Source organism: Saprospiraceae bacterium, assembly GCA_026129545.1.
Lineage (GTDB): Bacteria > Bacteroidota > Bacteroidia > Chitinophagales > Saprospiraceae > M3007.
Genome location: JAHCHX010000001.1, coordinates 1951735 through 1967174, shown reverse-complemented (window position 1 = coordinate 1967174; position 15440 = coordinate 1951735). Strand labels below are relative to the sequence as shown.

The following is a 15440-nucleotide window of genomic DNA, read 5'->3' as shown; positions in this document are numbered from 1 at the left end:
CCTCAATAACCCCCAATGACCCCCAATAACCCCTAATAACCCCTAATAACCCCTAATAACCCCTAATAACCCCTAATAACCCCTAATAACCCTCAATACCGCTTCACCGATTCGATGATGTAGAGCGGTCGGTTTTTGATTTCGTTGTAGATATTGGACAGATAAATAGACATCACGTAGAGATTGAGGCAGGTGATGGCGAAGAAGACCGACATCAAGACCACTAGCGATGCCCAGCCTGTCAGGCTGCTCGTGACGTGCTCGCCAAAAATATCCACGTTGGTTAGTTTCACTTTTACCGCATTGAATATGGCTATTCCCGCCACGACGACCGACAACAGGAAAATCCACAAGAGCAGGGTGCGCAAAAAACTGGTGAACGACGAGATGGCCACCAAAGAACTGCGAAACTGCTCGCTTAGCGTCGCTTCGGGGCTGGGCAACAGCGGTTCCTCCACCGACAAGTGGTTGATGTTGTAGCCCACCAGCGCGTAGTTGGCCTTGAGATAGTGGCTGTTTTCGCGGAGCCGAAGGAGCGAATTGAGCGCCCGACGACTGATGATGCGCGTGTGGTGGGCGCGTGGGTCGAGCCGAAGCCCCGAGTACCGCTGCATGATGTAGTAAAACACCCTGTACAGCACACGACTGGCCCAGGGCAAGCGCCGTTCGCGGGCACGCAAATACACGATGTCGGCCCCGCGCTGGCTCTCTTCCCAGAGTTGGGTGACCAACTGGGGTCTGGCGGAGAAATCGAATTCAAAAATCACCGTGTAGTCGCCGTTGGCGCGGTCGAGGCCTGCCAACAGCGCATTGTCGCGGCTCACCGGGGCGCTCAGGTTGAGCAGGAAGATATGCTTGCGCAGGTCTTCGGGCAGGGGGGTGATTACCGTGTCTATTGCTGACTGCTCGCAGTGGTTGTTGACCAACACAAACTCATAATCCGAAAAATGTGCCTTCAACTCGGCGTGTAGCCCCATGAGCCACACGGATAGCTCTCGCATCTGGCGAGTGGATTGTATGACGTTGACGATGGAAATGAAGGAATGATGCACTGGATGAGGTTGAGGGTTATTAGGGGGTTATTAGGGGTTATTGGGGGTCATTAAGGTCATTAGGGGTTATTGGGGGGCATTGAGGTCATTGAGTTTAAGGGGGGGCGGCCAAGTAAAGCGGGCGAAGATGAAGACCATTCAAAAACATTGGGAGTGATAAAAAAGACACGGAGGCGCAGAGGACACAGAGGTTTGATTAAGGAAGCCCGTCAAGTATGTGTTGGCACGTTACCAGTTCATTTTGCGGGAGGGTGTTCAGAAAAGTGTGTCAAACCATACCGGATGTTTTCTTTTTACGCAATACACGCCGCGCTTAAAGGAATGTAAATTATTGAAAACCAAAACTCTGTGCCCTTCGTGCCTCTGTGTTTTCTTATCGTCTCCCTTGGGATGACACAGTTTTCTAAACACTCTCTTTTGCGGCGATTGTTCCATAAACGATTGGGTTGCGATTCCCTAAAAAGGCTGCGGGTACTGAAATCTTCCAAGTTTTGAAAACTTGAAAGGTTTGGGACGCGCACCTTCCCCTTTTAACCCCGTCCGCTTTTCTTGCCCAGTAACCCCTCCAACTCAATGACCCCTAATGACCATAATGCCCCCTAATAACCCCTAATGACCCTCAATCCCCCCATTCAACCCAAATAAGACTTCAGCACATCCCGGTTGTACGACTTGCGCAGGCGGCGGATGGCGCGTTCCTTGATTTGGCGGACCCGCTCGCGGGTGAGGCCATAGAGTTCGGCGATTTCTTCGAGGGTAAGCGGTTTTTGACCCCTGAGGCCATAGTAGGAGGCGATGACCTCCATTTCGCGGGGCGAGAGGATATGAAGACCTTGCGACACCTCGTCGCGGAGCGATTCGGCCATTAGCTCAAGGTCAGGCTCGTCGGCATCGGAGAGCATCATCACGTCGAGCATGGTCGCGTCGCCCTCCTCCGCACCGGGTAGGGGCGCGTCGAGCGAGACGTGGCGGATGCCGCTGCGCACCATCGTTTGCACTTCCTTTTCGGTCATGCCGAGCAGCTCGGCCAATTCCTCTTCGGAAGGCTCGCGCTCAAATTCTTGGATAAAGGAAATATAGGCCTCGTTCACCTTATTGTACGAACCTACCTTGTTGAGTGGCATCCGCACGATGCGGCTGTTCTCCACGATGGCTTGCAGGATGCTTTGGCGAATCCACCACACCGCATAGGAAATGAACTTGAACCCCTTTGTCTCGTCGAACCGCCGCGCCGCCTTGATGAGGCCGACGTTGCCCTCGTTGATGAGGTCCGACAGGCTAAGTCCTTGATTTTGATATTGTTTGGCCACCGACACGACGAAGCGCAGGTTGGCCCGCGTCATGGCATCCAATGCTTCCTGATCGCCTTCGCGGATGCGTTGCGCCAATTGTACCTCTTCCTCGGGGGTGAGCATCGGGATTTTGCCAATGTCATTGAGGTATTTGTCGAGCGCAAGGCTCTCGCGGGTCGTTATTTTATGGGCAATTTTTAACTGACGCATAGTTGAGGGTCATTAAGGGGCTTGAGGGTTATTGAAAAGGTCATTGAGGGTTATTGAAAGGGTTATTGAAAAGGTCATTAAGGGTCATTAAAAGGGTTATTGGGGGGCATTGGCAGGGCAAACGCATCAAAATGGCACAAACCTCGGAGAGGTCAAAAGTTGATAGAAACGCCCCATCTTCGCGGTGTGAACGACCCCAGCGGGGTCGAATGTTGGTGACCTGTTTGCTGCGATAGACATTTGACCTCTCCGAGGTCGTGATAATTATCACAAAAACACGCCATTTCTACACATATACCTCGTGCCGCCAAGTTTTCAGCATGGTTGGAAGGATGATATCACGTTTACTAAACTTCAAAAGTTTAGTAAACGTTACCCTAGAATTATCACAAAAACACGCCATTTCTACACATATACCTCGTGCCGCCAAGTTTTCAGCATGGTTGGAAGGATGATATCACGTTTACTAAACTTCAAAAGTTTAGTAAACGTTACCCTAGACGACGCTGAAAACTTGGCGGCGCGAGGTATATCAAACCTCTCCGAGGTCGGCTGTATTTTGATGCGTTTGACCTAGGGGTGAAGGGATTATCTGGCCAAGCGAAGCGGACGAGGTCTCTGCCTGCCAGCATAAACATCCGTTCAATTCCTCAGACCGCTCTTACAAAACATATTTGAAGCAGAAAGTTTCTGAACGGCCTCAAACAGACGCGAAAATTCTGACAAAAAGTTGGATGTGTTTGTGCGTTTGCAAATCTTTTGATTTACGATTTGGGATTTACGATTTACGATTTACGATTTGGGATTTGGGATTTACGATTTACGATTTACGATTTACGATTTGGGATTTGGGATTTGGGATTTGGGGTTTACGATTTGGGGTTTACGATTTGGGATTTGGGATTTGGGATTTGGGATTTGCGATTTGGGGTTTACGATTTGGGATTTGGGATTTGCGATTTGGGGTTTACGATTTACGATTTACGATTTGGGATTTACGATTTACGATTTACGATTTGGGATTTGGGATTTGCGATTTGGGGTTTACGATTTGGGATTTGGGATTTGGGATTTACGATTTGGGATTTGGGGTTTACGATTTGGGATTTGGGATTTACGATTTGGGATTTACGATTTGGGATTTGGGATTTACGATTTGGGATTTGCGATTTGGGATTTGCGATTTACGACTTACCGCCCAGCTAAGTGGTCGTACGGATGGGACGATTTGCGTATGCCTATCAGGTTGAATCTTTTCCGCTGCAAAAAACAAGCCGCAAGGTTACGAGTTTTCGCGTAATCGTAGGTGTGGCCTGACCGCTCATGGTAATTCCACTTAAATCATTGTTCGTAAATCGTAAATCGTAAATCCCAAATCGTAAATCCCAAATCGTAAATCGTAAATCCCAAATCGTAAATCCCAAATCGTAAATCGTAAATCCCAAATCGTAAATCGCTATTCTACCTTTTTTTAGGCACGATGTTTGTCGTTTATCTGACAGACTGCCGGAAAAAAGTCGCCGAGCAGACACTGCCACACACATCGCTCAGAGCAGAGAATCAACGGTGTAGCGCACACGCAGACAAACACTTACACCTGAAAACATTTTTTTACCCACGCAACACGCTCCATTTTAACAGCCGCACGGCAAGAAAATTAACCCAAACTGGGGTGAAAATTTCACTCGGTGCTTTACTTTCGCGCTGTTTTTATGCTAATCCACATAGCCCTCACAACAAGGGGCGGTTTAATCCCATGAGTGTTGAAGTTGCCTCCCTCGATGCCGGTCAATCACTGACTTTTCCGCACCGACCCGCCTTTCTCACTCAGCATTGGATACTTACTCACTGACCGATTTTGGACGAGCGTTCGGACGCATCCCTCCGGCGCTATGGACAAGACGCTGTTGTGCGCCTTGATGTTGCAAGGCCGGGCAGCACGCATCTGTGTTTATGCACCCCGACCTTTTGAAAAAAACCACGGAGCAACAAAACCGATACCAACCATGATGCATCCCGCTTCCCTCCGATTACGCCCCCTCGCGACCCTCTCGCGGTGGGCTGCTTGTTTTTCCAAGACACACCTTAATAGTATCGTAGCAACCGACCACCCGCCCGACTCCGGCCCCCCGCCGGATGCCGGGCAGGCTTATCCGTACACTCGACCGATAACCTGCATGACAAATCTCCTTTTTTGCTCACCCTCTCATCCCTTTACGATTATGAGAAACAAATTAAACCTAACTAATTTTTGCTCGCTCGCTTGCGCTTCAGCCCGCGACGCTTTCACCAAAAGACTGCCCATGCTGGCCGCCGTCGCAACACTTTTGATGGTGTGCGCCGTGCAGGGATGGGGGCAAGCGGTCAACGATTACCGCAGCCGCCAATCAGGCAACTGGAACGACCCATGCACTTGGGAACGATACAACGGTACCAACTGGGTAGTGCAGTGCCCCTTCCCGGAAGTGGCGGGTACTGCATCAAGTTCTAAAAATGCAACCGTAGGTACTACACATACGGTTTCCCTTCCTACGGGTATTCAAAGCGGCGACCTGCTGCTTATTTTTTGGTCGGATGCGAACGACGTAAATACTGCACCGGGCACCCCATCTGGCTGGACGCAACTTTATACAAATAATGCTGGTTCGAGGTATCGTGTAGCTTGGTATAAAGTTGCAGACGGCACGGAAGGCACTACTATCAATATCACAGCCGGTGCAGAACGCAGCGCGCACAACTCATACCGTATTGCTGCGGGTACTTATCAGGGGGTGCCAGTAGCGGCAAGTCCAGCAACCAACAACACCAATTCCGCAAACCCTCCAAACCTAACTTCAGGATTTGGCAACGTCAATACCCTCTGGATAGCAGCGGCACACTCTGTGGGTGATGGAAGCGCGGTAGGTGCTCCGACCAATTTTGGCAACCAAGTAAGTGGTTATACAGGAAACGCGGGTGAATCTGATGCCAGAATGGTTACTGCCCGCCGAGAATTTCAGGCCACAAGCCAAGACCCGGGGGCTTTTGGCAACTATTCTGCCAGCAGGCAGTGGGCAGCCAACACCATCGCCATTCAAAGCGTATCGGTCACTGGCACACCCACAAGTGCCAGCGGCGTCATCACCATTCGCAGCCCGCATACGGTGACGGTGACGGCTGCGGTTACCGTTGACCAGGTGCTCGTGGAAGCTGGCGCTACGCTGGTGGTTAACGAGACCCTCACCGTTGCCAACGGTGCCGGAACCGACCTCGACGTAAATGGTACAGTTTATCATGGAGCAATAGCTGGTTCAGGTGCAGGGGCTTTCACCATAAGTCCCGGTGCGACCATCGCTTTCAACAACGGCTCCACATACAATATGACGCGTACAGGGGGGCGTACTGTCCCTACTGCCACATGGGATGCGGGTTCCACCTGTATCATCGGCAACTGGAACGTTTCCGGGGAAACCCCCGGAAACTTGGCGGGCCAATCATTTGGCAATTTTCAAGTTGGGCCGTTTTTAAGTGGTGGCGGTACGCAAGGCCAACTTTTGTCAAGTGGTGGGACCATGACTGTGGCAGGTAATTTTACACTCAACAATGGCGCTACTGCTTCACGCCCTATTGCTTTGACAACCTCGAATACGGATGCAATTTTGAACGTAGGACAGGCCTTTATTCAAAATAGCGGCACATTTAATATAGATGGCGGGAATGGTGGCTCAATAGTCAATGTAGCAGGAAACTTCACACTTGCTGCGGGAGCCACCTTGACCGAAAATGGTGATGGAGCAGCCTCTATCAACTTCAACGGCCCCGGCACCCCCCAAACCTACACCTCCGGCGGCACGGTGTCCAACACCATCAACTTCACCGTGAACAGCGGCGCTTTCCTGCAAATGGCTGCGGCGGGTACTACGGTAACAGGTGGAGGCTCTTTCACGCTGTCCAACGGCGCCACGCTCGGTATTCGCTCCACGGCGGGTATTACTTCTTCCGGCGCTACGGGCAACGTTCAAGTGACAGGTACCCGCACCTTCAACACCGGCGCCAACTACGTCTATAACGGCACCGCCGCTCAGAACACGGGCAACGGTCTGCCCGCCACGGTGAACAACCTCACCTTCGATAACACTGGCGGGGCAGTCACCCTCAACTCGGCGCGAAATATCACGAACGACTTTTCCATCACAACGGGGTCAATCGCCAATCTTGGAGCGGCGCTGACCCATACCGCCAACACCCTGACGTTGGGTGGCGCGGGTACCGTGAACGGCTCTTGGGGGCACCCATCCTCTCCTGCCACAAACACCAACAACGTGTTCTTTGCCAACGCAACGGGCATCGTGAATGTGGCGACCAACTCTTCACCTTGTGCTTCCATCTCCACCACAGCAGGCTCCAACAGCCCTGTCTGTGAGGGAGAAGACCTGCTGCTCACGGCAGCTGATGGCACGGGTGGCACGCCGCCCTACGAATACAACTGGGAAGGCCCCGGCGGCTACACCTCCGATGAGCAAAACCCCACCCGCGCCAGCGCGACCCCGGCCATGAGCGGCACCTACACCGTGACGGTGACGGATGCCGACGGCTGTACGGGCACGAGCAGTGTGTCGGTGACGGTGAACACGGCGCCGACGTGCAGCATTTCGGGCTTCAACCTGATATGCGCTTTCGACGAGGGGTATGTTTACACCGCACCTCTCTCCAGCAGTTACGAATGGTCGGTGACGGGTGGCACCATCAGCGGCTCCAATACCAACCAATCGGTTGTGGTGGATGCGGGCGATGTCGGCACCATGACGGTCTTCCTGACCGTGACGGATGCCAATGGCTGTACCTCGACGTGTGAGGAGTCGTTTACCGTGAACCCACACCCCGATATCACGCTCACCAACTCAGACCTTGAGGTGTGTGCCGGTGATACGGATGCGGAACTTCCATATTCTGGCACTTCCGAAAGCCCCAACCAATACAGCCTCAACTTTGATGCGGCGGCGGAAGCAGAGGGCTTTGTGGATGTGACCAATGAGCTCTTGCCAGCCAGCCCCATCTCGGTGACGGTACCCGCTGGCGCGGCCCCCGGCACCTACAATGCCATCCTGACGGTGCGCAATAGCACCACCGTCTGCGTCAGCCCAGAATATCCCATCACCATCACCGTCCATCCGTTGCCCGAGGCAACATGTCCCGATGATTTTGAGGTGTGTATCAATGCTGGCACGCAGACGCTGACAGCCACACCGGCGGGTGGGTTGTATAGCGGTGCGGGTACTTCGGGCAATCAATTCAGCCCATCCACAGCGGGTGTTGGCACACACACCATTACTTATACTTACACAGACGGCAATGGCTGTGTGGATGTCTGCCAGTTCGACATCACCGTGAACCCCCAGCCTGCGATTACCTGCCCGGCTGACCTCACGGTGTGCATCAACGGCACGCCCATTGATTTGACCGCATTGGCGGGCGTAAGCCCTGCGGGCGGCACATTCAGCGGTGCTGGCGTGACGGCCAATACATTCAACCCAGCTGCTGCGGGCGGCGTGGGCAACAAAATCATCACCTACGTCGTGACGGACGGCAATGGCTGCACGAATGCTTGCACTTTCACCATCACGGTGGCGGCGCTGCCAACAGTGACGTGTCCTGCGAACCAATCGGTGTGCGTGGATGAGTTGCCGCTCGACCTGACTACTTTGGGCGCCTTGCCGGCAGGCGGCACTTTCTCCGGCACTGGCGTGTCGGGCGATGAGTACTCCGCTGGTGCAGGCACGACCAACACCGTGACTTATACCTTTACGGATGGCAACGGCTGCACCAATTCTTGTAATTTCAACATCACGGTGAATGCGTTGCCAGTGATGGATTGTCCTGATCCTCAGGAGGTGTGCGTGGAGGAGTTGCCGCTCGACCTGACTACTTTGGGTGCCTTGCCGGCAGGCGGCACGTTCTCCGGCACGGGCGTGACGGGCAATAGCTACTCTGCTGGGGCAGGCACGACCAACACCGTGACTTATACCTTTACGGATGGCAATGGCTGCACCAACTCTTGCGATTTTGATATTACAGTGAATGAACTACCTGTAGTGACCTGCCCGGATGATGTCACTGTTTGCTCGAATGCTTCTCCGCTCAATTTGACGGGAGGCACTCCCGGCGGCGGTGTCTTTACAGGCACTGGCGTGACAGGCAATCAGTTCGACCCATCGGTGGGTGCGGGTGATTACACCATTACTTATACGGCATCGGATGCCAATGGCTGCTCGAACACTTGCACGTTTGTCATCACGGTGGTGGCGCCGATTCCTCCGACTTGCCCAGATGACGAAGAGGTCTGCGAAAACGATGCTCCATTCACGTTGACCGACGGCACACCGGGCGGCGGTTCATTCAGCGGCCCCGGCGTGACGGGCAATCAATTCAATCCCGCGGCTGCCAGCCTCGGCGCCAACGTTATTACCTATACCGCAACGGATGCCAATGGCTGCTCGGTTTCTTGCACGTTCACCATCACGGTGAATGCGGCGCCCGTAGTAACCTGCCCCGAGCCGATTACGGTTTGCGTGAGTAGCAACCCGGTTGATTTGGAAGAGGGCGACCCGGCTGGCGGCACGTTCAGCGGCGATGGTGTGACAGGCAATCAATTTGACCCCGACGCAGTTGCTGGTGCGGGCGACTATACGGTGACCTATACCGTGACGGATGCCAACGGCTGCGAAGGCTCTTGTGATTTTACGGTCACGGTAGTGGATGGGCCAGTCATTGACGTTTGCCCGGAAGATGTGACGATTTGTTCTGACGAATTGCCATACACATTGAGCGGCGGCGACCCATCGGGTGGCACGTTCAGCGGCGCTCATGTGGATAATGGGGAATTCAATCCTCCCGCCCCCGGCACTTACGAAGTCACCTACACCATCAGTGTGGACGACTGCGAATCTTCTTGCACGTTTGAAATCGAGGTGCTTCCGCTGCCATCCATTGATGTCTGCCCGGCTGATGTGACCGTTTGCATTGACGAGCTGCCGCTGACGCTGACGCAAGGCGAACCGGAAGGCACCTTCAGTGGCGACGGCGTGGATAACGGCGAGTTTACTGCAACAGAAGGTGGCGAATACACTATCACTTACACCATAGAGGATGCCAACGGTTGCATCAATACTTGCGAATTTACCGTGACGGTGAATGAGTTGCCCGAACTGGATTGCCCAGTCGAGCCTATCACCGTTTGCGTGGATGAAGAGCCGTTTGAACTGACGTACGTCACCCCAGCAGGTGGCACTTACAGCGGCGACGGTGTGGACAACAACACATTCGACCCAGCAGTGGCGGGTGTTGGCGACCATGACATCACTTACACCTACACCGACCCGGTCACGGAGTGTACCAATACTTGCACGTTTGTGATTACGGTCGTTGGGTTGCCTGTTGTGGACTGCCCGGACGACATCACGGTGTGCATTGACGATGAACCATTTGCTTTGGCTCCGGGTGGCGAACACACGGGCGACGGTGTGGACAATAACACATTCGACCCAGCAGCCGCTAACCTCGGCGAGAACATCATCACGTTCACGGTGACGGGCAGCTTTGGTTGCACCGCAACTTGCACATACACCATCACGGTGAAGGAATTGCCCGTCGTGGAATGTCCTGAAAGTTTCTCGGTGTGTATCAACGCATCGCCGTTTGCTTTGGCGGGCGGTACACCCGCAGGCGGCACTTATAGCGGCACAGGTGTGAGCGGGGGCAATTTCAACCCTGCTCTGGCAGGCGTTGGCCCGCATCTCATCACCTACACCTACACCGATGGGGATGGCTGCGAAGGTTCTTGCGCCTTCACCATCACGGTGAACCCGCTGCCTGTCGTTACATGCCCTCCTGCTTCGGAGGTGTGTATTGATGAGCCAACCTTCCCGCTGACGGGCGCTACCCCAGACGGTGGCACTTACAGCGGCGACGGGGTGGTTGCTGGCAACTTCAATGCTGCGCTGGCAGGCGCGGGCGCCAAAACCATCACCTACTCCTACACAGACGGCAATGGCTGCACCAATTTCTGCGACTTCACCATCACGGTGAAACCGCTTCCGGTGGTGACTTGCCCGAATGAAGCGATTGATATATGCGTGGATGACGAAGCGATTGGCCTGCCCTCGTTGGTATCGCCCGATGGCGGCACCTTCGAAGGCCCAGGAGTGACGGGCACCAACTTCAACCCTGCTGATGCAGGAGTTGGTAGCCACATCATCACCTACACCTACACGGACGACGACACGGATTGCACCAATTCTTGCTCGTTCACGATTGACGTGAATGCGCTGCCAGTGGTGACTTGCCCTGCTGCTCAAGATGTGTGCATTGATGTCCCGGCATTCTTGCTGACAGGCGGCACGCCCGCAGGTGGCACATATAGCGGCGATGGCGTGGACAGCGATACGGGTGAGTTTGACCCGGAGGAGGCAGGTTTGGGTACTCACACACTCACTTACACTTACCAAGACGACAATGGCTGTGAGAACAGCTGTACGTTCGACATCACGGTGATAGAAGCACCCGTGGCCACTTGCCCGACGGTAGGCCCTGTTTGCCTGAACGAAGCCCCCTTCTTGCTTGCAGGTGGTCTGCCCACAGGCGGCACCTACAGCGGCCCGGGTGTATCGGGTGGCATTTTCACGGCATCCACGGCAGGCGTTGGCCTCCACACCATTACTTATACGGTGACGGTGGCTGGCTGCACGGACGACTGCACATTCGACATTCAGGTAAATGGCATCCCGGCTGTCACCTTCACAGGCCCCGGCACTTGCCTGAGCTTGGACGGTGCTTCGGTTGACCTGACCGCTTTGGCTTCTCCCGCAGGTGGCACGTTCAGCGGCCCGGGTGTGGTCGGCAACGAATTTGTTCCCTCCGAGGCAGGGGTCGGCATTCACATCTTGAGCTACACAGTGACCGACGGCACTTGCTCGAACACGGCTACCGCCGCCTTCGAGGTGGTGGACCAACAGCCGTTGGTACTGGCCATCGAAGCGCCCGCAACCGCACAGTGCAACGAAACCGTGACGGTGAGTGTGGTGGCGCAAAGTGGTGTTGATGGCATCACGGGTATCAGCTACACCCTTTCTTGGAATCCTGATGAGTTGGAGTATGTGTCAAGCGCAGCCGAGGACTTCGATGGGTTCTTGTTTGTTGACGACTTGAATGCAGAGAATGGGCAGTTGGGTTACTTCTTCTTCACGCTCCTTGATGGTGTCACCATACCGACCCCTCCGAGCGTTGAATTGTTGTCCATTGAGTTCATCGCCAAGGCATGCAACGGCGCTGCTTCCATCGTCTTCAGCGAAGATATTTACCCGATAGAGGCGACCAACGAAAATGCGTCCTTGTGCCTGCCGCTTGAGGTAGATGCCGCTGGCGCTGAAATTGACATTCAAGACGAGATTGACCCAGAGGTGACTTGCCCGACACCGGATGCGTTCCCGGCAGTCAACTGCGAGGCGCTGGTCACTTTCGACCCCGCCGTCGCGACCGACAATTGCGACACGGATGTGGAAGTCACTTACGTGGACGAAGACGACAACCCGGTTGACCCGGCTGGCACTACTTTCCCGGTGGGTCAGCACATCGTGACCGTGACGGCTACGGACGACTGCGGCAACACCGCCACTTGCGAAATCCTTATCAAAGTGGTGGACGAAGATGCTCCGGTGATTGACTGCGATTTGATTTTAGACCTTGAGTTCGTGGCAGGCCCGGACTGCACCAGCGATGAAAACGTGGCGGTTCCGGTTGCGGAAGATGACTGCGATGGTGAAATCACCGCCACAGGTGTCCGCAGCGACGGTGAGCCTTTGGATGCTCCGTGGCCACTTGGTGCCACCACCATCACTTGGACATTCGAGGACCAGTTTGGCAATGCCACCGTCTGCGAACAAGTCGTGACAGTAGTGGACGAAACCGCACCCGAAATCACTTGCCCAGACCCGGCTACCATCACGGTGTCGAACGACCCGGGCGAATGCTCGGCAGTGGTGAACTTTGAGGCTACCGCCACAGACAACTGCGACGAAGCAGTGACAATCGTTTATCAAGACGAAAATGAAGACCCGGTTACGCCGGGTACCACGGTGTTCCCGGTGGGAACCACCATCGTGACAGCGATTGCTTCCGATATTTCGGGCAACACCGCTGAATGTACCATCACCATCGTGGTGAACGACGATGAAGACCCTGTGTTGGATTGCCCGCTCGACCCGATTGAAGTTTCGACCGACCCGGGTATATGCACGGCTTCCACCGCAGCCATCGGCGCTTCGGCAACTGACAACTGCGACGACGACGTTCAACTGACGTTCTCGCCCGCAGGTCCCTATTCGCTTGGCGCGAACATCGTTACTGTCACCGCTACCGATGAAGCGGGCAATACTGCCGAATGTACAGTCACCGTGACAGTCATAGACGACGAATTGCCAACCATCGAGTGCCCAGACCCGGTTGAGGTATTGGCAGATGCGGGAGCCTGCGTGGCAACGGGTGTGCTTCTGGGCGAACCAACCGCGTCGGACAACTGCGGCGTGGATGAAGTGACCAACGATGCGCCCACCGAATTCCCTGTGGGCGAAACCACCGTCACTTACACCGTGACTGACGTGAATGGCAACACTGCCACTTGCACACAAGTTGTCACCGTCATTGACGACGAAGACCCAGAACTCATCTGCCCATCCGCACCGCTTGTTTTCGACAACGACCCGGGCGAGTGCTCGGCCATCGTGGAATTTGCGGACGACGCGGTGACAGCCTTCGACAACTGCGGCACGCCGACAATTACTTACGCTCCGCCAAGCGGCTCGGAATTCCCCGTCGGCACCACACAAGTTACCGTGACCGCCACGGATGCTTCTGGCAACACGGCCACCTGTATTTTGGAAGTGACCGTTGAGGACAACGAAGAGCCGACGCTGACTTGCCCGGGCAACATCACCAAGACGGCTGATGCCGGCGAGTGCTCCACCCGTGTGAACTTCGCTGCGACCGCTACGGACAACTGCGGCGATGACGCTCCGACCATTGTGTACACGAACCAAGATAATGTCGAGGTCTTCCCCGGTCTGGTGGATGGCACGCAGTTCCCAGTCGGGACGACCATCGTGACCGCCACGGCGACCGACGAGAACGGTGGCACGAGCACTTGCACCTTCACCGTGACCATCACAGACGACGAGAAGCCGACGATTGACTGCCCGGCGAATGTGGGGCCAATCGTTCCTGCCGACCCGGTGAACTGTGTGTTCAAAGTGGACAACGATGACTACAACCCGGCAGTAGGCGACAACTGCGGCGTGGAAACTTTGGAATTCACCGCCGACAACGGTGCCGACCCAGCTTCTGGCAGCACGCTCAACGGCAGTGTCTTCTTCCCCGGCGTGACGACCGTCTCTTGGGTCGTAACAGACGAATCGGGCAACACCGCTACTTGCGCCTTCACCATCACGGTGGAGCCATGCCGCGAAATCTCAGGCAAACTGATTTGGAAAGGGGATGCCATCAAAGGCGTGGGCCAAGGCACGGTGTTCCTGACAGGCGACCAAAATGCGACCTTCGGCCCGACGGCTGCTGACGGCTTGTACTCCTTCTCAATTGGCAGTGGCAGCAATTTTGTCATCAAGCCTGAGAAGAAAATCAACCCGCTCAACGGGGTCACTGCCGCTGACGTGACAGCTATCTTGCAGCACATCGTGGGTTCCAACGTGATACTCGACCAGTATCGCCGCGTGGCTGCCGACATCAACAAGGACTTGCTCATCTCGGTGGTGGACGCAAACTTCGTGAACCAAGCACTGCGCGGCAACGAAACGGCGCTGGATACGCTGACCAAGAACTCTTGGACATTTATCCCGGAAGACTTTGTCTTCCCAGCACCTGCGCTGCCCCCGCTGCACAATGCTATTCCGGCCTATCCACAGACCATCGTGCTGACGGGTCTCTTGGGCGATGCCATAGACCAAGACTTCTTCGGGGTGAAAATGGCTGATGTGAACGAGCAAGGCTTCCCCGGCCCAGGCCCCGGCATCGCCGACCCGGCCAACAAGCCGAGCGAAGGAGTTGAGCCAGTACTCTGGACGGTGCAAGACCGCGTGTTGCAAGCAGGAGAGGAAGTGGTGGCAGAGTTTGCGGTGTCGAACTTCAACGACATTGCGGCTTACCAGTTCGCGCTGCATTTCGACCCATCGCGCTTGAAGTTCGAGCGCATCGAAACAACAGGCAACCTCCCGCTGAGCATGAATACCAACTTCGGCCTCTTCAAAGTCGAGGAAGGTGAGATTCGCGCACTCTACGCAGTGGTACAAGGCAAAGATTTGAGCAACGGCACGGCAGTGTTCCGCGTACACTTCACCGCATTGGAAAGCGGTCAGAAACTCAGCGACCTGCTGGGTCTCGCGCCAAAAGTGCTCCCAGAAGTGGCCTACAATACCGCGCTGCAAATGCGTGAGGTCAATCTGGTGTTCACGGAAAGCGAAACGACGAACACGAACAACCCGCTGCAGGCACGGATGCAATTGCTGCAAAACCAGCCGAACCCATTCACCGACCGCACGAATATCATCTTCGTGTTGCCGGAAGCGTGCGAGGCTGAGTTGCGTGTGCTCGATGTGACGGGTCGCTTGCTGCGAGCGTACAATGCGTACTACTCGGCTGGCACCCATCAAATCACGTTCGAGCTGAACGATGCGAGCGCCACTGGTTTGCTCTACTATGAACTCATCACCCCTTACGGCAAACTGTCGAAGAAGATGGTTGCTACGGGGAATTGAGGGTCATTAAGAGTCATTAAGAGTCATTAAGGGTCATTAAGGGTCATTAAGGGTCATTCATTAATGGTCATTAAGGGTCATTAAAGTCA

4 protein-coding genes are annotated in these 15440 nt (G+C 54.9%); 2 read left to right on the top strand and 2 right to left on the bottom strand.

What is annotated here, in order from left to right; genetic code table 11:
- Window positions 1–92: 92 nt before the first annotated feature.
- Window positions 93–1001 carry a glycosyltransferase gene (locus tag KIS77_07585; GenBank protein MCW5922186.1) on the bottom strand — a complete coding sequence of 303 codons (909 nt, stop codon included), beginning with the start codon at window positions 999–1001 and terminating at the stop codon, window positions 93–95.
- A 683-nt stretch (window positions 1002–1684) separates the two neighbouring features.
- A complete protein-coding gene (locus tag KIS77_07580) occupies window positions 1685–2554 on the bottom strand; it encodes an RNA polymerase sigma factor RpoD/SigA (GenBank protein MCW5922185.1) in 870 nt (289 codons plus the stop codon).
- A gap of 674 nt (window positions 2555–3228) precedes the next feature.
- Between KIS77_07580 and KIS77_07575 the strand changes: the two genes are divergently transcribed.
- Together KIS77_07575 and KIS77_07570 are read left to right on the top strand one after the other, a co-directional pair.
- On the top strand, window positions 3229–3804 hold the full coding sequence (locus KIS77_07575) for a hypothetical protein (protein ID MCW5922184.1): 576 nt from the start codon (window positions 3229–3231) through the stop codon (window positions 3802–3804).
- A gap of 972 nt (window positions 3805–4776) precedes the next feature.
- Window positions 4777–15351 (top strand): HYR domain-containing protein, encoded by a 10575-nt coding sequence (locus KIS77_07570; GenBank protein ID MCW5922183.1) that lies wholly within the window; start codon window positions 4777–4779, stop codon window positions 15349–15351.
- Window positions 15352–15440: the final 89 nt, after the last annotated feature.